This is a genomic window from Opitutaceae bacterium TAV5 (assembly GCA_000242935.3).
Taxonomy (GTDB): Bacteria; Verrucomicrobiota; Verrucomicrobiia; order Opitutales; family Opitutaceae; genus Geminisphaera.
Genome location: CP007053.1, coordinates 4,714,048 through 4,732,699, shown reverse-complemented (window position 1 = coordinate 4,732,699; position 18,652 = coordinate 4,714,048). Strand labels below are relative to the sequence as shown.

The window sequence follows — 18,652 nt, the reverse complement described above, 5'->3', positions numbered from 1 at the left end:
CGTCAGTATCCATAATAAAACTACCACAAACGCATGAAAGCATCCGTACTCATCCGCGCACTCGCCTGCGCTCCGCTCGGCGCCGTGGCCGTCCACGCGCAGACCTTCAACTACACCGGTGGCGCCTACACGCAGAACTTCGATTCCCTGCCGGCAAACGATACGTATTCCAACCAGATTTCCGGAAGAGGGCCGCACTCCCTCGACACCGGCTTTGGCACCACCGGCCTGACCGGCTGGTATGGCGTCAATACCGAGGCGGGCAGCGCCAATAATACCCAGTTCAGAGCCCACGATGGCAGCCTTTCCGGCGGCGACGGCCGGGGTATCGTCAGCTTCGGCTCAACCGGCAGCACGGATCGTGCGCTCGGCGCACTTTCCACCAGCAATCAGGTCAACGCCTTCGGCCTCTACCTGACCAACGGCACCGGCTCGACGCTCACCGAATTCAGCCTTTCCTACACCGGCGAGCAATGGCGCGTGGGAGATATCGGGCTCACCGACACGCTGACGTTCAGCTATGCCATCGTCCCGGCCGGTTCTTCGACCGGCCTCCTCGACGATGCCGCGTTCACCGAGGTCAGCGCCCTGTCGTTCTCCACGCCTTTCACCGGCAGCAGCGAGATCAACAACACCGCAGTCGACGGCAACAGCAGCGCCTACCAGGTGCCGCTTTCGTCCATCGTTTCGGGCATCGTCTGGAACGCCGGCGATACCCTGATCCTGCGCTGGACGGCCCAGGATCTCAGCGGCCAGGATCACGGCCTGGCTATCGACGACCTGAGTTTCACCGCCGGCTCTGCCGTCCCCGAGCCGGCCACCTATGCCGCGCTGCTCGCCCTCGCGGTCCTCGCCGGCGTCGCGCTTCATCGCGGCCGTCGCACCGTGCAGCAATAACCGGCACCGCGATATTGTTTTCGGGGCATTCCGCCCCGGATCGACACCATAACAACAAGCCCTGATCTGCATGGCTCCGTCCTCCGGCCCAACGTCTCCGGGGGACGGAGCTTTTTGGGGAACTTCCAGGAATTGAACAGAAGGCAACGAAGAGAACGAAGAACAGCCAAGGATACTTACCGTTCATTCTTCTCTAAGTTTATTAAAATAAATAACTTCCTATTCAGGGCCTTCTTCGTTTTTATCTTCGTTTCCTTTGTTTCCTTCTGTTCAAAAAATGAATTTTTAAAACTTCTCTTTTGTTTTACGAAAACCGAACCACGAGAGCGCAGGACGGCTGTGCCTGAACCGGATTGGCCGCGAAGGGACGCAAAAGTCACCCTGCCCGGCGTAAATCTCCCGCGCGCTTGCAAGCGCGATGGACGGCTGCATGCGCGAAGCAATTGGGTTCTTCGACTTTTCCCGTGGTGACCGCTCCGCCTCGCGCGCTCGTGCCCCCTGACAAGACAGAAAAGATTACGCGGCGGGGTAGATCGACGGAGTTTCCAAACCTGTTTTACACGAAGCACGCAAAGCGTGCGAAGGATCAAAAAAACCGGAAAACCTCTTCCCGCTGCTTCTTCGCGCCCTTTGCGTGCTTCGTGTGAAGATCCGCAATCGAGAGAGGGGATGAATGCTCTGCCGTTTACAGCGCCCGGTGCTCGGAACGCAGGCGATTGAGCAGGGCCTGTAATTGGGCGGGTGACTTGCGAATGAGGTCTTTTCGGGGAGTGATTTTTTTGCCGAGAAGCTCCTGCAACATGTGGATGCGCCCGACCAGTTCGCCTTTTTCGATGCCTTCTTCCCGGCCCTTTTCGATGCCTTCCAGCTTCCCTTTTTCGATGTAACGTTGAGCGATGGTCATGGCGGTTTGTTTGACGGTTTCGGACTCGAAACCCGACACCTTGGCCTCCACATCGACAATGTCAAACTCGGGACGGCCGACGATATAGCTGAAGATCTGCTCCAGGGCCATGGTCCCGATCCGCGCCAGCAGGGACTCGTCCCACACCCACTCGCTCGCGGGAAACGCTCCTCCTTCGCGCTGCGCCTTGAAGACGCGCAGCGTCATGATCCCCAGCGGCGTGCCCGCGATCTTGTCGAAGGGCAATTGCGCCAGTTGCAGCAGTTCGAAATCGAAGGCCGGCAGGTAGGCGGAGAGGTCCGTTTTCCCCTCGGCGGGAAGGTCGAACAGCCGCCAGTCGAAACGCGGGCGCACGTCCCAGGCCGTCTTGTTGTGCGCGATCACCACCGGGATGATGACCGGCAGGCCCGGCGCGCCGGGGTGCTCTTTCAGGAACGTCTCCCAGATGTCCTGCCGGTAACGCGACAGCCGCAGGGCGATCCAGCGGTCCTCCTCGTACTGATGCTCGAAGAGCAGATAAACAAAAGCTTCCGCCTCGCTTCCTTTCAGTCCGGCCCGGAAGAGAAGATCCGATTCGGACGCCTTCAGCCTGCCGGTGACATACGAACCGGGGACCAGCGCCATCCGGGAAAAATCCAGCCGCCTGACCACGCGCCGGGGCAGATAGTGCCGGAAAAAGGCGATGGCCGTGGGCAGGTCACGAAAGTTGGTCCTGAAGAGCTTGTCGTGCGGCTGGTGGAGGGGCTTGTCCGGCATGGCTTTGCATCCTTCGTCCACCGCCCGCATTTGAAAAGCGGAAAACTGACCGGATCGACACCCTGACAACAAGCCCTGATCCGCATGGCTCCGTCCTCCGGCCCGACGTCTCCGGAGGACGGAGCTTTTCTGTTTTTACGAAAACCGGATCGATTCCGTGAGCCCGTCGCAGATTTCACCCGAACGTAACATTCCGGACATTTCGGCAAACGGTTCTGTCTGTTACGTAACCGGTATCCATGAAAGTCCGAATGCTTCGTCCGTCCCTTTTTCTCGTGGCGCTCGCCTGCGCGACCTTGCTGCGGGCCGGCGACGAGAAAAGCTACGTCCCCTTCCGCCCCGACCTTCCCGCCGGCGCCGCCGTCACCATCGACGCCCGGCGGCTTCACCCCACGCAATTTGCCGTCGGTTTCCGCGAGGTCGCCTTCAAGCAATCCGCGATCGATGCCTTCTCCGCCGGGGACCTCGTCGCGTATCTGAAAAAAAAGGACGTTCCGGTCGTCATCGGCCCCGGCGGCGTGCCGTACATGACCGACGGGCACCACACCCTGCGCGCCCTCATCGATTCCCGCCAGCCCGACAAGACGGCCTGCGGCCACATCCTCGCCAACTGGTCGGACCTGCGCCCGGTCGAGTTCTGGCGGCGGATGATCGCGCAGCGCTACACGTACCTCGGCTCGCCCGATGGGGGCGCGCTGCTGCCGCCCGCGCAGCTTCCCGCCACGCTCCTCGACCTGCGGAGCAATCCCTGGCGGGGGCTCATGTGGGCGGTGATGGAGGCCGGCGGTTTCGAGGAGCGCAAGGACGTGTATTTCCAGGAATTCCTCTGGGCCGACTTTTTCCGCGGGAAACTCCGGTGGGATGACACCGACGACGCCGCATTCGCCCGCGCCGTGCGCGAGGCCGTGATCCTCGCCCGCTCGCCCGAAGCCGCCCACCTGCCCGGCTGGAAAGGCGAGACGAAGATTGATTCCTGACCCAACCGGCGCTCGCCCTGAAGCCTCCGGGCCACGCCCGATACGGTTTAATCAAGACCCACCGCGAATGAACGCGAACAGGCGCGAATAAAAACAGGCCACCCCATGAATTGAGCCCACGAAACACACGAAATGACACGAAAGAAGAGAGGAATGCATGGCCTGGTTTTCGTGTCATTTCGTGTGTTTCGTGGGCTATCCTTTGGTTTTGGCGCAGCCAACCTGTGTCCCTTCGTGGTCAAAAAACTTGAGTAACCGGCATCGGGGCGGCGCCCCGCCCGCCGCAGATTTAACCTCGTTGTAACATTTCCGCCGTTATCCCTCCCCGGCGCGGGATGCTTTCTCGGCGGTTTATGTCCGGCCCTCTCTCCATCCACCCTCCCGTCCCCTCTTCCCCAAGTCAGGGCCCCTGCAATGCCAGTAACATCCCGGCCCCGTCCGCATCATCGCGGGCGGGGCATGGTTTTTCTCCCTCCGTTCCCGTGCCCGCCCGCTCCTGCGAATCGTCACCCGAATCACACCCGATCGTAACACACCCGTAACCTGCCTCGCCCATACTCGCACATATTCCGTCCGCATGCCCGACTCCGCCACACCTCCGCCTCCTGCCGATCCCGCCGCCGCCTTTCTCGAATGCACCGGCGTGAGCAAGACTTTCGGCGGCGCCACGGTGCTGCACCGCATGAGCTTCACGCTCGCCCGCGGCGAATGCCTCGCCCTCCTCGGCGCTTCCGGCTGCGGCAAGACCACGCTTCTCAACATCCTCGCCGGCTTTCTCCGGGCCGACACCGGCCGCGTGCGCTGCGCCGGCGAGACGCTCGACGACGCCGCCGCCGGCGCCTTCACCGGCGTGGACCGCCGCCGCTTCGCGATGGTGTTCCAGGATTTCAGCCTCTGGCCCCACCTCACGGTCGGCGAGAACGTCGGCTACGGGCTGAAAATCCGCGGCGTCTCCCGGGCCGATCGCGAGGCCCGCGTCCGCGAGGCGCTCCGGCGCGTGTCGCTCGAAGCCGCCGCCGGCCGGATGCCCGCCACGCTCTCCGGCGGACAGCAACAACGCGTGGCGATTGCCCGCGCCCTCGTCGTCGAGCCGCGCGTGCTGCTCCTCGACGAACCGCTCAGCGCGCTCGACGTCCACCTGCGCGAGGAGTTGCGCGACGAGATCGGCCACCTCATCCGCACCCTCGGCATGACGGCCGTCTACGTAACCCACGACCAGAGCGAGGCCCTCGCCGTCGCCCACCGCGTGGCCGTGATGCGCGCCGGCGTGATCGAACAACTCGACACGCCCGAAACCATCTACCGCGAACCGGCCACCCGCTATGTCGCCGGTTTCCTCGGAGGCGCGAACCTGCTGCCCTTCATCCGGCGCGAGGGCAAGACATGGCTCGGCCGCTGGGTGGAGCTCCACGCCCACGAACATGCCGCCCCTCCCCCCCCCTCCCCCCCCGGTCCCGCGGCTCCGCCGGCGCCGGCCGGTTTCCATTCCGGCCTGGCGGTCAACCCGCTCGTCGGCGCGTCGGTCGCGCACGGCGTGTTCGCTCTCCGCAAGGAAACCGTGACGGTCCGCCCGCTCGGCGCCGCCGGCAAACCCTCCGCCGCGCTCAAGCGGCTGCCCGGGCGCTGCGCCCGCTCGCGTTTCGCCGGCGAACGTTACGAAGTCACCGTCGAGGTCGAGGGCATCGGCCTGGTCCGCGGTTTCGCCTCCGCCGGCATCGCGCCCGGCACGCCGGTCGTCGCCGACTTCGAGGCCCGCCACCTGCGGGAGGTGCGCGAATGAAATGGGCGACCCTTGCCATCCTTCTCGCGGTCGTCCTCGCCTTCCTCGCCGGTTGCGCGCGCCCGTCGGCCAAACTCGTGGTCTACTCCGCCGGCCCCCGGCCGCTCGCCGAGCGCATCTGCCGCGGCTACACGGAAGCCACCGGCATGCCGGTGGAGCTTTTCACCGCAACCACCGGCCAGCTCCTTTCCAAGCTCGAAGCCGAGCGGTTTCACCCGCGCGCCGATGTCGTCATCCTCGCCAGCCGCGTGGCCGCCGAGGCGCTGAAACAGGGCCACCGCCTGCTTCCGGTCACACTGCCGCCGGCGGAGCAGCCCGGGCATCCCGACTGGCACGATCCCGAGGGTTATTATTACGGCATGGCCGCCGCCGTCATCGGCGTGGCCCTGCGCGCCGACCATCCGCCGCCCCCCGCCGGCGGCTGGGACTGGGAGGATTTCCTGCAAGGCCGCTACCCCTCCGCCGCCGAAGGGAAAAACACCCGGATCAGCCTGCCGTCGCCGACCCGCAGCGGCGCCTCCGGCGACTTCGTGATGGCCTGGCTGCTCGCGCGCGGCGAGGCCGGCTGGAGCGATTTCCGGCAGGCGCGCCGGCACGGGCTGGAAATCGCGGGGGCCAATGCCCAGGCCCTCACCGGCCTGATGACCGGCGCCAACCAGGCCGTGATCGGCGCGGTGGATTACGTGGTCCTGCGCGAAGTCGAACGCGGCGAGCCCGTCCGCATCTACTATCCGAAATCCGGCGGCGTGTATGTCACCCGTCCCGTCGCCGTGCTGGCCGGCACCCGCCAGCCCGACGCCGCCGCGGCGTTTGTCCGTTATTGCCTGGGCGAAGCCGCCCAGCGCGAGGCCGCGCGCGTCCACCTCCTGCCCGCGCGGACCGGCATCCCGCCCGGCCCGGTCCGGCAGGCGGCGGGCGAGGCCCGCGCCTTTCCTTTCGATTCCTCCGCCGCGCTCGCCACGCAATCCGCCGCCATGCGCCGTTTCCAGTACGAGATCGAGCGCGCGGTCTTCATCGACGAATGATGTCCCACCCGATCCATGCCACCGACACCGCCGTAGCGCGGAGCTTCAACCCGCGCGGCGACGCACCGCGTCGCCCTGCCGCCACACGCAAGCCGCACGGTTCGGGCTGAAGCTCCGGACTACGCCCGACGCCCGCCATGCCCACCCGCTCACCCGCCTCACCGTCGTCCTCCCGCCTCCGCGATCTGTTCGCGCTCTGGCCGCTCTGGCTCGCCGCCGGTTTTGTCCTCGTCACCGTCGGGTACCCGCTCGCCATCCTCGCCGTGCAGTCGGTGTTTCCCGAGGCGCTGGCCGGAAAATTCGACGGGGCGTTCAGCGCCTTCGCCGCGATGGCCCATACGCCCGGCCTCGGCGAGATGCTCGGCAACTCGCTCCTCTGGGGGCTCGCCACCACGGCCGGCGCGTGGCTGCTCGGCCTGCCGGCGGGCGTCATGCTCGCACGGATACGGTTTCCCGGAAAACGCCTCGCCCGCATCGTGCTCCTGCTGCCGGTGATGACGCCGCCCTACCTGCTCGCGCTCGCCTGGATCCTGCTGATGCAGCCGGGTGGTTTCTGGGACAACGCCGGCGGCGTGCCGCCCTGGCTGCAGCGCGCCTTTTTCGGCTTTTGGGGCGTGACCTTCGTCATGGTCATGGGCTGCTTCGGCGGCGTGGCGCTCGCCGTCGAGGCGGCGCTGCTCAATCTCGGCGCCCGTCTGGAAGACGCCGCCGCCAGCCTCGGCGCCCGGCCGGCGCGCATCCAGGCCGGCATTATTTTTCCACTCCTGCTCCCGGCGATCCTCAACTCCGGCGTGCTGGTCTTTGTCGAGGCGATGTCCAACTTCGGCGTCCCCGCCATCCTCGGCCCCCGCGCCAACCTCCCGCTGCTGCCCGCCGAGATCTACGCGCTCGTCACCAACTGGCCGGTCAACATCCCGCTGGCCACGGCGCTCTCGCTTCTCCTCTGCCTGGCGGCCGTCGCGCTCCTGCAAGCCACCCGGCGGCTCCTCGCCCGGCACGGCGGCATCCGCACCCGGCCCGGCTCCCCGGCGCAACGCACGCCCGGGCCGGCCGGCGTCGCCGGGGTCTGGGGCTACTTTGCCTTTCTTTTTGTCATCAGCGGCCTGCTCCCGCTCGGCGTCATCGTCCTGGCCAGCCTCGTCGAACGCTGGAACGCCGGCGCCCCGGTGTGGACCCTGCAGCATTACCGCGATCTCCTGTCGTTTTCCGCCGAGGGCAACGGGCTCGGCGCGCTCGGCACCAGCGCGCTGCTCGGCGGCATCACGGCCACGGTCTGCGTGATCGTCGGCGGGCTCGCGGCCTGGGCGATGTCGCGACACCCGGGCTTTTTCGCCCGCCTCGCCGACCAGCTCAGCCTGCTGCCGCGCATCGTGCCCCGCATTGTCATCGCGGTCGGCATGATCCTCGCGTGGAACGCGCCCTGGGTGGTGCTGCCGGTGTACAACACGATCTGGATTCTGCTGGTCGCGTATTTCGCGCTCTACCAGAGCGACGCCGTCCGCTTCGCCGACACCGGCATGCGCGGCATCGGCCAGAATCTCGAACACGCCGCCGCCATCCTCGGCGCGCCGCGCTGGCGCATCCTCGCCGGCATCGTGCTGCCGCTCCTGCGGCCCGCGCTGCTGGCGGCCTGGATCACGACCTTCGTCGTGTGCATGCGCGACCTGGTCGCCTCGATCCTCCTGCTCCCGCCCGGCGTGCAGACGGTGGGCAGCTTCATCTTCACGCAATTCGAGCAGGGCAACATGGCCCGGGCGATGGCCATGGCCACCTGCGCCACGCTGCTCAGCAGCGCGGTGCTTTTCGTCTTGCAACGCCGGCCGGCTTCGCGCGACGCCTGAACACCGCCATGTAACGCGCGTCGCCGTCGAGGTCGGCCGGATGAATCCGCCAGCCGAGGCCGGACGGTCGCGCCAGCCGGTCGGCCAGCGCCGGTTTGATGACCTCGAACTCCGGATGCGTCTCCGCGAACAGCGCCACCACGTTGTTGGTTTCGGCGAGGCAGACCGACGTCACCGCATACACCAGCCGGCCGCCCGGGCGGACCTGTTTCGCGCTCTCGCGCAGCAGGTCGTGCTGCGCCCCCACAAAATCCCTCAGCGTCGAGGGCGACATCTGGTGCAACAGCCACGGGCGGTGCCGCAACAGCCCGGAGCACGACGACAGGGCGAAGGCGAAGACGCCGTCGTAAACCGCGCCGCCGCCCTTCGTATCCACGATCCGGATATTCTTTCGCGCGTGCGGATCGTTGCCCGGGATCAGGGAATGGAGCTCGTTCTGGCGCGTGTCGGCGGCGTCCACGCGCCCCGTTTCCCCGACGAGATCGGCGAGTGCCCGGGCATGCCGGCCGAGACCGGCAAACGTGTTGAGCCACACCTCGCCCGGCTGCGGCTCCGACATGGCGATGATGGCCTGCGCCCCGATGTCCTGCACCTCGCAAAGCCCGCCCATAAACGCCCGCAGGTTGCTCACCAGCGTGTCCGGCGGCAGGCCGAGGGCGTCCGGGAGCAGCGGATGAACCTGCGTGGGCTGCCCCTCCTTTTCCATCATGTTGCGCGCGATGTCGCGCCAGCCGGGCCGGCACCGCAGCCACATCGGCGTCGGGGTGAACCACCGCTCCAGGGTGTCGTCGGCAAACGTCCAGAGCGCCTGGTCGGTGAACCAGGACGGCATCAGCTTCGCGAGATTGAACGGAGCGAAATCCGGGGCGACGGTCGCCAGCGCATCCGGCGAAGGCAGGCGGCCGGCCTCGCTTTCGGGAAGGGCGAGGTCGGAGGCGAGAGCGTTCCGCACCTGGCCGGGCGGCAGCGCCAGGCAGATCAGGGCGAGCCCCGTGTCGGGATCGAGCTCCAGCGCCGGGCGGCACCAGTTGCGAATCCGCAGCCACATCATCAGCGCCGCGTAGTAAAGATGTCTTTCATGGGAGCTGAGCTCCTTTCTCGAAAAGAGCCCGCGTACCCAGTCATCGAATACAAACCCGGGACGCAACGCGCCGTCGATGTTGTCGATCAGTTCGAGCAGCGTGAATCGCCGCCGGGCGGCGCCCGTCACATCGAAAGGGAACTCCTTGTCTGTGGTGGTCGGCATGCGTCGTGACATAGCACCGCCACAACCGACCGTTCTCCGTCCCGATGTAAAGGGCTGCCATGTTACGTTTTGGAAACAATCGGCCCTTTTCGGAAACGGAGCGGCCCGGCCGCCCCTCGCTTTTGCCATGCGCCTGCATTGCCAATGCCCGGGAATCGTCTTTTTTGCGGATGGTTTTTTTGCAGGAAGCCTTGTTTCAGAAAATTGAACAGAAGGTAACGAAGAGAACGAAGATTCGCCAGTAGCTGGCGGGAGGTTACGCGAAAGAAACATTTTCTGTTTCGGAAAAAAAGGTTCCGGACAGGGAACGGGTTACGGGAACGGGAACCTCCTCGTTCCCTTCTTATCTTCTGTTCAAGGGTTTGGTTCTGGCTCTGCCAGCCTGCGTCTGCGGCGTCAACGCCAGCGACCGCCGAGTCCGCTGACCAGCGCGGCGAGATTGGATTCCATCGCCCGGAACCAGCTTTCCGCATCCGCCGGCGCCCGGTTCAGCGGATCGAGCCCGATCACGGCGACGCCCGCCTTGCGCCAGGCTTCCTGCGCCGCCGCATCGGCCGCTCCGGACGCCACCAGCACTGCGGCCACGCCGTTGCCTCCGGCCCCCGCCTCCGCCGGGCGCACGAACAGGCCGAGATCTTCCGCCAGCGCCAGAAACACCGGCGACGCCACCGCGACGTCGAGACTGGCGCAGGTCGCCAGCCCCGCCTCGGCCTCCGCCCGCAAACGAAAGATGCGCGCCTTGACGGCCTTCAGGTTGGCTTCGATCCGGGCCGCGTCCGGAGGACTCAGCCGGGCGCAATCCCGCGCGATTTTTTCCGCCATCCGGGTGGCGTTGGCCAGGCTCAGCGGCGCCGCCGGGGCCAGTTCGCTGGCGGCCTTTTCCGGGATGCGCAGTGCCAGCGTGGACGAGTCGTCGGCCGCCGACGCGTCGATTTCCACCATCGCGATCTTCGTCCCGCGGGCCGCCGCGTAGAGCGCGTCTTCCGGCGCGGCTTCCCTCAATGTCACCACGGCGATCGCCTGCGCCGCGCGCGCGGAGACCGGCAGTTCGGCCTGGTCGGCCCAGACCGCCCCTTCCGGCCAGGCCCAGGCCACATCGATCGCCGTGCCGGCAGCCAGCGCGGAGGTCAGCGAAAACGTCGACGCGTGACCCGCCAGGACGAGCAGCCGTTCCTGCTCCGGCTCCGGCCGGTCGTTGGCGGCGACCGCCGATGCCGTCACCGCCCCGGGGGCCGTCACCGGTTTGGAGCGAATGAGCCCGGCAATCACGATCGCCACGATCGCGGCCAGGAGCAGGGTCAATGCGAAAAATCCGGCAAATCTCATCGTGAATCGGAACCGGCGGGAAGCCGGGGGAAAGGAGCGTGGCAGGTTGCGGTTTCTGCGTCGTTCATAGGCGAACTTTCGAAAACAGCAACGCTCCGGTAAAAATCGTCGCCGCCACGAGAATGATCGCCCCGCCCGACGGCACCGGGATGTCCAGCTCCACCGGCACGAGCACGCCGAGCACGCAGCTCGCCGTGCACAGCCCGATGCTCCAGAGGAAGAACGATCGCAGCGACCGGCCGAGCAGGCGCCCCGCCGAGGCCGGGATCACCAGCAACGCCTCCACGAGGATCGCCCCGATGATTTTCACCGAGGCCACCGTCACCAGCGTGACCAGCAGGATGAACACGTATTCCAGCCACACCACCCGCACGCCGCGCACCCGGGCCAGCCCGGGCTGGAAGCTCGCCAGCACAAACCCGTTGCCCCACCGCCACGTCACCGCCAGCGCCACCGCGCCCGTCGCCAGCAGGACCGCGATGTCCCCGTCGTTCACCGTGAGGATCGAGCCGAACAGCACGGCGTCGAGCAGATGGATGTCGGCCTTGCCGGCGAGAAACACCAGCAGGCACGACCCCGCCGCCAGCGCCACCGAAAGGAACACAGCGATCACCGTATCCGACGGCAGGCGCGAGCGCTGGCGCACGTAGTTGAGCGTGAGCGCGAACAGCCCGCAGAATGCGAACAGCGACGCATAGGCGGCGTCCGGCGCTTCCCCGACGAGAATGCCGATCGCCACCCCCGTCAGCGCCGCCTGCCCGATCGCCTGCGAGAAAAAGGCCAGCCGCTTCGTCACCACCAGCGCGCCGAGCCCGCCGAGCAGCGGCCCGATCAGCAACGCGCAGGCCAGCGCGTTGATCACAAAGGCATAACCCAGCGAATCCGGCAGCCAGCCGTTCGCGCCGGCCGCCTCGCGGACCATCTCGCGCAGCGAAGCCCACGGGGCGGTCATCCGGCCTCCTCCGCTGCGTCCGGCGTTTCCGGCGCCGGCGACCCGGTGCCGGAGGCAAACAGCGCCAGCACCCGCCCTGTCGTCAGCATCGCCGGGGACTCGCCCGAAAAAACGACGCGTCCGCCGGCCAGACCCGTCACGCTGTCCGCCAGTGCCCGCACATGCCCGAGATCGTGGAACGACGCGAGGAGCGTCACGCCTGCATCCCGCAATCCCCGCAACACGTCGCCCACCCGCGCCACTCCCGGCGCGTCGAGGTGGTTCATCGGCTCGTCCAGGATCAGCAGATCGGGCGCGGGCAGCAACGCCTGCGCGATCAGCAACCGCCGGAGTTCCCCGCCCGAAAGCGCGCCGAGTCGCGTCCGCCGCTTCGCCGCGAGGCCGAGCCGCGCCGTGACCGCAGCCACTTGCCCGCGGGCGCCGCGCCGCAGGCCGGACCACACCGGCGGGCGCTGCACCATCAGCCCGAGAAAATCCTCCACCGTCACCGGCAGATGGGCGTCGAAATCGATCGCCTGCGGCACCCAGGCCACCCGGCCCGGATGCTCTCCCGGCCAGCGCAGGGCGATGCGTCCCTCGTGCGGCGACTGGCCGAGCAGGCAACGGATGAGCGACGTCTTGCCCGCCCCGTTCGGCCCGATCAACGCATGCAGCCCGCCCGCCGCCAGACGCAGGGTGATGCCGTCCAGCAGGCGTTGCCCCTGCGCCGCCAGACGCACGTCCTCGAACACGATTTCCGGGCCGGTCCCCGTCCGGGCGCTACCGTCCATTGCCGCCTCCGTTTCCGTCTTCCGCCGCGGCATCGAGCACGGCCTCCACGATCTGCTCCAGGTTGTAGCGCATGCCTTGCTCGAAATAATCCGCCGAGTAGTCGCCGCGCGTCAGATGCCGGAGCAGGCGCGTGCGCACGCCGGTCGCCTCGCGAATCGTCTCCACATACGAGGCCGGAAACTCTTCCTCGGCCAGCAACACCTGGATGTGCCTCTCGCGCAGCGCGTCGATGGTGCGGCGCAGCCGCGCCGCGTCCGGCTGCATTTCCGGCCCCGGCTCCACCACCCACGCCACCTCCAGCCCGAACTCCGCCAGCAGATAATCACAGGACCCGTGCACCGCGGCGCAGCGGAGGTCGGGAGCGGGCAACGCCGCGATCCGCATCATCGCCGCCGCCTTGAGCCGGCGCAGCCGCGCGGCGTAGGCGCGCGCGTTCCGGCGAAAGGTGTCCTCATTTTCGGGATACAGCTTTCCCAGTTCGTCGGCGATCGTCTGCACCTGGCGGATCGATGCCGAGATGGAGACGAACGTATGCGGGTTCACAATCCGTTCGCCTCCCTCGAGCCCCGCGACCGGCAGCAGCGACACATCCCGGTTGGCCCGGATCAGCGGCAGCGAACCGGCCCGGCCCGCCGCCTCCACGATCCGGAAGGCGAACGCGTCGTGCCCCGCGCCGTTGACCACGAGCGCATCGAGCGTCATAGCCCGCTTCAGGTCGCCCGGCTGCGGGTTGTAGTTGTGCGCGTTGAATCCCGCGTCCACCAGCGGGACGACTTCGGCGAGGTCGCCGACGATGTTGCTGACAAAACTGTAGTAGGGATGCAGCGTCACGCCGATCCGCGGACGCGCCTTCCCCTCGCCCGCCCGCGCCGCCGGCATCGCCGCGCTCAGCATCATCAGGAAAAACAGGATACGCATCGCTCGTTTCATTCCGGGGACGGGACCATTTCCAGCCAGCCTTCCGCCGCCAGTCCGGAGGCGGCCCGGACCGCCGCGCCGCCGCCCTGCCGACGCCAGATTCCCGGCTTGCCGTCGTCGATCACCAGCGCCCACTCCGCCGCGCCCGAATCCGCCGGCCGGCCGTAATAGACAACCCGCGGGCGCCCGCCTTCCGTCGCGTCGATCCGCGTCCACACATGCGCGCCCCGCCGGCGCCAGGCGACGTCTTGCGCGAACGGCGCCAGCGCCGCCTCCTCCGCCAGTTCCGCGGGCTCGGGCCACGCGCCGGCCTCCCCGCCCAGCGCCACGATTTCGTCCGCCGCCACCCGCAAGTCGGCGAACAGCCCCTGTTCCACCGGCGACAGTTCGGCAAACGCCGTCCGCTGGTACCCGGCCAGCGCCGGCGGCTCCGCCGTCCGGTGCCGCGCCAGCACGACGCCCGCCCACAATACGACAATCGCGAGCGCGGCCAGCGCCACCCCGCGCGATTCCGCCCGGTGTCCTGCGGACGGGATTTCCTGAACACAGCCGGTTTTCATCGGGCGGCATCCTTTCCGGTCCGCGCCGCGGCGTATCCGAACACAAACGACATCACCGCCACCAGAAAGACCAGCGCCACGCTCAGGAGCACCGGCGCCCCCGGCATGCCTCCGGATGTCTCCTTCACCGCAGGCGGACTCTCTCCCGCCGCCGGTTTTTCCGCGGCGGCGGCCGGGCGCGCGGGACCGATCTTGCTGACCTTGTGCCCCGCCCCGCCGTCGAAAAGGACCCGATACGCGACCGGCGGGATCGGTACCACAAGCTTTCCGTCGGCCGGCAGGGTGTATCCGGAAATCACGGCACCCGTCTCCCGGTCGAGCACGGTCACCGCCAGCCCGGTCATGTCCCCGCCATCGGAAAAGCCCGCCTCCACGGTCAGGCTCCCGTCCTCGGACGGCGACAGTTGCAGCCATGGCTCGTGCGCCTGCGCCGGCACGCCGGCCGCGAGAGCCACGAAAGCGGCGCACAGGCTGAGGATGCCCCGCCAGCAACCGGCCGTCAGTCGTCGCGTTTTCACGGTTTTCCCGGCGCCGGCACGGCGAACGTCAGCGAGCAACGATAACGGACCCTGTCCGCCTTCGCCGCCAGTTCCGGTGGCGCCAGCTCGACAATCGCCGCGACCAGCAGCCAGACCCCCGCCTGCGCGAGCGGGATATCGACGCGGCCCTGCGCGTCGGTCTCGATGCTGCGCGGCGGTTCCCCGAGCGCGGTTGCCACGCTGTTTTCCGTCGTCACTTCCACCGGGTCGCCCTGATACGCGGCTCCCTTGAACCGGACCTGCAACGGGAGCGATTCCCCCGGGGCCAGCAGGGCCGGATTTTTCAGCGGCACGAGTTCGATGGTGTGGCCGACCGGCTGCGTCAGCGTTTCCTCGCGAGCGCCCTCGCCGGCCACCTGGAGCAGCGTCTTGGCGTGGTCGGAGATCAGCGTGCCTTCCTGGACGGCGACATCCGCCGGCGCCTCATCCTTCGGTCCGGGCAGATAAACCTGGCGGCCGTCCGCCGTTTTCACGCGGGTGGAAAACGCCGGCCTGTAAGTCGCGGCGATCCAATATAAACCCGGTTTCTCCAGATCGAGCCGCGCCACCCGGTATCCGCCTTCGCCGGACGCAACCGGAGCCGGCGCGGAACCCGGCGCGAACAGCAGGTAGCCGGCAAAGCGCAGCGGATCGGGCGGCTCGTCCACCGGCAGCCGGTGCCCCCAGCTCGCGTGGACATAGACCGTCTGCGGACCCGGTTTCTCTCCCGGTCCGGAAAGCTGGTAACGATTGGCGCCGATCCAGAGCTGGTGCGCCTGCGCGGCGACACCGGTCGCCAGCAGGAGAGCCGCTCCGGTCCAGACGCGGAGGATGGATGTGTTTTTCATGATGTTGCGGTGAGTGAGAATAGCGGGAGTCAGAAGGAAAGTTGTGCGCCGACGGAAAGCGTGCGGGGCGGTCCGGGCGCGATGAGTTCGTATCCATTGCTCAATGATACCGACGAGGCGCAGGCCTTGTCCGCGACATTTTCGACGCCGGCATAGAGGCGGTAACGCAGGCCATGCCAGTCGAGTCGCCCGGAGTAGCTCACCATCAGGTCAACCGTCGTATAACTGTCGGAGTACAGGCTGTTGGCCGCATCCACGGCGCAGGAGCCGACATGGCGGACGGTCACGCGGGCGCCCCACCCGTTTTCCGGCGCCCATTCCGCGCTCATGGTCGCCGTCCGGTCCGGCACCCCGCTCACCTCGTTGCCGACGAGGGAGGGATCGACGTTCCTCTTCACCTCGGAATCGGCGCTGCCGTACGTGACGGAGAAGACCAGCGGCTCCGGGTCGAGGGGAGTCCAGGTCAGCTTGCCCTCGAAACCGGTGCGGCGGGTGGAGCCATAGTTCTCGTAGACGCCCGGAGAGACCGTCGCGATCTCGTCCGAGCTGTCGATCCGGTAGCCGGCGATGTCGAGCCACAGCGTGCGGCCGATCCGGAACGAGCCGCCGATTTCCGTCTGCCGAAAGATATTGGGATCGAGGTCCGCCGCGCCGGTGGCGTATTTGGCGAAATTCGAAGGCAGCGCAAACCCCTCGGACCAGCTCGCGCGAAGCTGCGCGCCGGGCAGCACGTCCGACCGCACGCCGACTTTCGGGCTGAGGTGATCCACCGGCTCCATCTTTCCGAGCGGGCTGGTTCCCGTCTCCGGACCCTCCGCCACGGTCTTGCCCGTGAACCGGTCGTAACGCAGGCCGACCCACGGCTTGAAGAAACGATGCAGCGGCGCCTCGACTTCGGTGAACACCGAGGAGCTGTCCAGATCCGCCGTCCGGTCGTAGATGGCCGGCGCCGTCCGCCGGCGACGATCCTCGTTGTCGTAGTAGTCGTAGGCCGTGGATTCGCGAAACGCCTCCGCGCCGGCCACCCAGTTCAACGGAATGCCTCCGGGGGCAGTCCGCCCGTTCAGGCTGGCGCCGAGGCCGAAGACCTCGCGGTCGTAACTTTCCTCGCGCTGCGCCCACTCCGTGGCGCTGACCGGGCGGGTGTACCAGCGGGTGAAATCCTGCAACGTGCCGTAGGCGAACGCGAGCAGGCTGACGTCTTCCGTCAGCTTCACGTTGATGTCGCCGCGCAGGGTGCCGAAGTTTTTTTCGGAGCCGTCATTCTGCACGCGGGGATCGATGCCGTACGGGTCGACGTCGAACTGCTCCCGCGTCAGGTAACTGGCCGAATCGCCGTCCGCGCCATACAACCGGCCCGAAAGCGCAACCTGAAGCCGCGGCGTGAGGTCCATCGCCCAGCGGCCGGACAGCGTCCCCCGAGTGAAGTCCGACTGCGGGCGGTATCCGTCGGTATGGTACGCCTGACCGGCCAGATTGAGCTGCTGGCGCTCGCCCGGACGGACGCCGAGCGCGAACTGGCCGTCGAGCGTCGTGTCGGAGCCGATGCTGAAATCGAGATCGGTGTAGGCGCCGGTTTTCCGTGTTTCCAGGGCGATGAGGCCGGCCCGGTTGTAGTTGCCGTAGAGGGCGGAGACGGGGCCCTTGAAAATCGTCATCCCGGAGATTTCCAGCGGCACGATCACGTTGAGGTCGATGTATCCGTCGGCATGCGACATGGCCTCGTTGAGCGGGATGCCGTCGATCACGAGACCGATATCCCCGCCGTGTCCGCCGCCGCCGAACCCGCGGAGCACGATGCTGTCGGCCACGCCGGCGAGGCCGTAGTTTCTGACCGTCATGCCGGCCACGTGGCGAAACGCCTCCTGCAACTGATGGAGTTGCAGATCGCGCACCTGCTCCGTCGAAAACGATTCGACCGAAAAGGGAGCGTCGGCATCGCGGAGCGTCTCGCCCTTGACCGTCAGCGTTTCGAGGGTGAGCGGAGCGGCTCTCTCCCCTTCGGCAGCGACAACCGGCGTTTCGTCCGTTGCCCGCACCGCCGCCGCACACAGAACGGAGAGCGCCACCGGCGCCCCCCTTCCGGCAACCCGAAAAAGAAACGGGAAAAAACCGCACCGAAAAACCATTCCGGATTTCGGGCGGCTGAAAACCGTGATGTCAAAGAGCATGAAGGGCCGACACCAGATTGTTACAATCGGGGCGAGGGCCGCCGACGGATTCCGCGCCGACCGGGAAGCGCCTTTTCCCATGAATCCTCTTCCCGCCAGGCCCGCAATTGTAACGGTTGGTTGACAGACAGGTGATACGTTGGTGACGGCGCGACATTGCGATTGCGACCCCGCACACGACGCGGAAAACGTGCCGGCCTTGCTGATTTTCCGATGTCCTCCGGCTTCTCATTCTGTAATATACTTAACACTACAACCGGTTTCCGCGGCGCCCGGTCCCCGGGAGCCGGGTGGCGTCCCGGCATCATCGCGGCGTTGCTTGTTCTCGCCGGGCTTCCCGTGGGGGCCCATCCCGACGCGAGCCACAAGCTGGAGGAGATCGACCGTCATCTCGCCGACCAGCCCGGCGATCCCGCGCTGTTGCTCACCCGGGCCGAAATTCTCCTCGAGCGCAGCGACGTTTCCGGCGCCCGCGCCTCGGCCGCTGCCGCGGCCGTCGCGGATCCCCGCATTCGCGACCTCGGTTATGTCCGCGCCCGCATTCTCGACGCCGCCGGCGACCGCGCCGGCGCCCTCGCGCTGTTGCGCAAGGCCCTCCAGGACGATCCGCGCCACCTGCGGGGCCAGCGCCTGCTCTCCGCATGGGAGCTGCAAGCCGGCAACCTGGACGACGCCATCGCCGCCGCCGGCCTCGCGCTCGAAAGCGACGGCGTCCTCGCCCCCGACGATTTCACGACCTGCGCCCGCCTGCTCGTCAATCGCGGCCAGCCCGGCGACGACCGCCGCGCCCTCGCCGTTCTCGACCGGGCGATCACCCGTTTCGGCTCCCTCACCGGCCTGCAATACATGGCCTGCGACATCGAGGTGAGCCGGCAACACCACGACGCCGCGCTCGCCCGCATCGACGCCCTCGTCGCCCGCTACCGGCCGCGCGTCGAATTCGAGCTGCGGCGCAGCGACATCCTTTCCCGCGCCGGCCGCCGCCACGAGGCGTCCCGCGCCTGCGACCGGGCGCTCGCCCTTCTCGATGCGCTGCCTCCCGAACGCCGCGCCACGCCCGCCTTCCGCGACACCCGCGCCCGCATCGCCGCCCTCCGCGACGACTTCGCTGCTCCCTCCTCCACATCCTCCTGATTCGTAATCCATATACGGATACGCATCG

At 67.4% G+C, this 18,652-nt stretch carries 17 protein-coding genes; 7 read left to right on the top strand and 10 right to left on the bottom strand.

Going from position 1 to position 18,652, the window contains the following annotated elements; genetic code table 11:
• Nucleotides 1-33: 33 nt before the first annotated feature.
• Entirely contained in the window at nt 34-897 is an 864-nt protein-coding gene (locus OPIT5_20120) for a hypothetical protein (protein AHF92213.1), read from the top strand.
• Nucleotides 898-1,582: 685 nt separating this feature from the next.
• Here OPIT5_20120 and OPIT5_20115 read toward each other — a convergent pair.
• Nucleotides 1,583-2,557 (bottom strand): transposase, encoded by a 975-nt coding sequence (locus OPIT5_20115; protein AHF92212.1) that lies wholly within the window; start codon nt 2,555-2,557, stop codon nt 1,583-1,585.
• A 368-nt stretch (nt 2,558-2,925) separates the two neighbouring features.
• Here OPIT5_20115 and OPIT5_20110 point away from each other — a divergent pair, with 368 nt between their 5' ends.
• The 5 genes from OPIT5_20110 to OPIT5_20090 all read left to right on the top strand — a co-directional run bounded on the left by OPIT5_20110 (nt 2,926) and on the right by OPIT5_20090 (nt 8,180).
• Nucleotides 2,926-3,534, top strand: a complete 609-nt coding sequence (locus tag OPIT5_20110) for a chromosome partitioning protein ParB (GenBank protein AHF92211.1) — start codon at nt 2,926-2,928, stop codon at nt 3,532-3,534.
• Between the two features lie 577 nt (nt 3,535-4,111).
• Nucleotides 4,112-5,314 (top strand): spermidine/putrescine ABC transporter ATPase, encoded by a 1,203-nt coding sequence (locus OPIT5_20105; protein ID AHF92210.1) that lies wholly within the window; start codon nt 4,112-4,114, stop codon nt 5,312-5,314.
• Nucleotides 5,311-6,339, top strand: coding sequence for an iron ABC transporter substrate-binding protein (locus tag OPIT5_20100; GenBank protein AHF92209.1), 1,029 nt, complete (start codon nt 5,311-5,313; stop codon nt 6,337-6,339). The genes OPIT5_20105 and OPIT5_20100 overlap by 4 nt, the downstream gene beginning before the upstream one ends.
• Nucleotides 6,339-6,449, top strand: a complete 111-nt coding sequence (locus OPIT5_20095) for a hypothetical protein (protein AHF94540.1) — start codon at nt 6,339-6,341, stop codon at nt 6,447-6,449. The genes OPIT5_20100 and OPIT5_20095 overlap by 1 nt, the downstream gene beginning before the upstream one ends.
• Nucleotides 6,450-6,476: 27 nt before the next feature.
• A complete protein-coding gene (locus tag OPIT5_20090; GenBank protein AHF92208.1) occupies nt 6,477-8,180 on the top strand; it encodes an ABC transporter permease in 1,704 nt (567 codons plus the stop codon).
• Here OPIT5_20090 and OPIT5_20085 read toward each other — a convergent pair.
• The 9 genes from OPIT5_20085 to OPIT5_20045 all read right to left on the bottom strand — a co-directional run bounded on the left by OPIT5_20085 (nt 8,125) and on the right by OPIT5_20045 (nt 17,490).
• Complete coding sequence (locus tag OPIT5_20085; protein AHF94539.1) at nt 8,125-9,426, bottom strand: rRNA cytosine-C5-methyltransferase; 1,302 nt, start codon at nt 9,424-9,426, stop codon at nt 8,125-8,127. The two genes, OPIT5_20090 and OPIT5_20085, sit on opposite strands and share 56 nt — an antisense overlap.
• A gap of 396 nt (nt 9,427-9,822) precedes the next feature.
• Complete coding sequence (locus OPIT5_20080; protein ID AHF92207.1) at nt 9,823-10,752, bottom strand: metal ABC transporter substrate-binding protein; 930 nt, start codon at nt 10,750-10,752, stop codon at nt 9,823-9,825.
• A gap of 64 nt (nt 10,753-10,816) precedes the next feature.
• Nucleotides 10,817-11,704: a zinc ABC transporter permease gene (locus tag OPIT5_20075; protein AHF92206.1), complete on the bottom strand. Its 888-nt coding sequence runs from the start codon at nt 11,702-11,704 to the stop codon at nt 10,817-10,819.
• On the bottom strand, nt 11,701-12,474 hold the full coding sequence (locus OPIT5_20070) for an ABC transporter (GenBank protein AHF92205.1): 774 nt from the start codon (nt 12,472-12,474) through the stop codon (nt 11,701-11,703). Before OPIT5_20070 ends, OPIT5_20075 begins: the two co-directional genes overlap by 4 nt.
• Complete coding sequence (locus OPIT5_20065) at nt 12,464-13,405, bottom strand: ABC transporter substrate-binding protein (GenBank protein ID AHF92204.1); 942 nt, start codon at nt 13,403-13,405, stop codon at nt 12,464-12,466. The genes OPIT5_20070 and OPIT5_20065 overlap by 11 nt, the downstream gene beginning before the upstream one ends.
• Nucleotides 13,402-13,953: a hypothetical protein gene (locus tag OPIT5_20060; protein AHF92203.1), complete on the bottom strand. Its 552-nt coding sequence runs from the start codon at nt 13,951-13,953 to the stop codon at nt 13,402-13,404. The genes OPIT5_20065 and OPIT5_20060 overlap by 4 nt, the downstream gene beginning before the upstream one ends.
• Nucleotides 13,950-14,510: a hypothetical protein gene (locus tag OPIT5_20055; protein ID AHF92202.1), complete on the bottom strand. Its 561-nt coding sequence runs from the start codon at nt 14,508-14,510 to the stop codon at nt 13,950-13,952. The genes OPIT5_20060 and OPIT5_20055 overlap by 4 nt, the downstream gene beginning before the upstream one ends.
• Nucleotides 14,468-15,319, bottom strand: coding sequence for an NAD+ synthetase (locus OPIT5_20050; GenBank protein AHF92201.1), 852 nt, complete (start codon nt 15,317-15,319; stop codon nt 14,468-14,470). Before OPIT5_20050 ends, OPIT5_20055 begins: the two co-directional genes overlap by 43 nt.
• A gap of 29 nt (nt 15,320-15,348) precedes the next feature.
• Nucleotides 15,349-17,490 carry a TonB-denpendent receptor gene (locus OPIT5_20045; protein ID AHF92200.1) on the bottom strand — a complete coding sequence of 714 codons (2,142 nt, stop codon included), beginning with the start codon at nt 17,488-17,490 and terminating at the stop codon, nt 15,349-15,351.
• A gap of 213 nt (nt 17,491-17,703) precedes the next feature.
• Between OPIT5_20045 and OPIT5_20040 the strand changes: the two genes are divergently transcribed.
• Complete coding sequence (locus OPIT5_20040; GenBank protein ID AHF92199.1) at nt 17,704-18,624, top strand: hypothetical protein; 921 nt, start codon at nt 17,704-17,706, stop codon at nt 18,622-18,624.
• Nucleotides 18,625-18,652 lie beyond the last annotated feature (28 nt).

Coding starts and splice junctions, on each gene's coding strand:
- OPIT5_20115 (AHF92212.1), bottom strand. CDS start 2,557: ATGCCGGACAAGCCCCTCCACCAGCCGCACGACAAGCTCTTCAGGACC.
- OPIT5_20105 (AHF92210.1), top strand. CDS start 4,112: ATGCCCGACTCCGCCACACCTCCGCCTCCTGCCGATCCCGCCGCCGCC.
- OPIT5_20080 (AHF92207.1), bottom strand. CDS start 10,752: ATGAGATTTGCCGGATTTTTCGCATTGACCCTGCTCCTGGCCGCGATC.
- OPIT5_20120 (AHF92213.1), top strand. CDS start 34: ATGAAAGCATCCGTACTCATCCGCGCACTCGCCTGCGCTCCGCTCGGC.
- OPIT5_20065 (AHF92204.1), bottom strand. CDS start 13,405: ATGAAACGAGCGATGCGTATCCTGTTTTTCCTGATGATGCTGAGCGCG.
- OPIT5_20070 (AHF92205.1), bottom strand. CDS start 12,474: ATGGACGGTAGCGCCCGGACGGGGACCGGCCCGGAAATCGTGTTCGAG.
- OPIT5_20060 (AHF92203.1), bottom strand. CDS start 13,953: ATGAAAACCGGCTGTGTTCAGGAAATCCCGTCCGCAGGACACCGGGCG.
- OPIT5_20095 (AHF94540.1), top strand. CDS start 6,339: ATGTCCCACCCGATCCATGCCACCGACACCGCCGTAGCGCGGAGCTTC.
- OPIT5_20075 (AHF92206.1), bottom strand. CDS start 11,704: ATGACCGCCCCGTGGGCTTCGCTGCGCGAGATGGTCCGCGAGGCGGCC.
- OPIT5_20090 (AHF92208.1), top strand. CDS start 6,477: ATGCCCACCCGCTCACCCGCCTCACCGTCGTCCTCCCGCCTCCGCGAT.
- OPIT5_20045 (AHF92200.1), bottom strand. CDS start 17,490: ATGCTCTTTGACATCACGGTTTTCAGCCGCCCGAAATCCGGAATGGTT.
- OPIT5_20040 (AHF92199.1), top strand. CDS start 17,704: ATGTCCTCCGGCTTCTCATTCTGTAATATACTTAACACTACAACCGGT.
- OPIT5_20085 (AHF94539.1), bottom strand. CDS start 9,426: ATGCCGACCACCACAGACAAGGAGTTCCCTTTCGATGTGACGGGCGCC.
- OPIT5_20100 (AHF92209.1), top strand. CDS start 5,311: ATGAAATGGGCGACCCTTGCCATCCTTCTCGCGGTCGTCCTCGCCTTC.
- OPIT5_20050 (AHF92201.1), bottom strand. CDS start 15,319: ATGAAAAACACATCCATCCTCCGCGTCTGGACCGGAGCGGCTCTCCTG.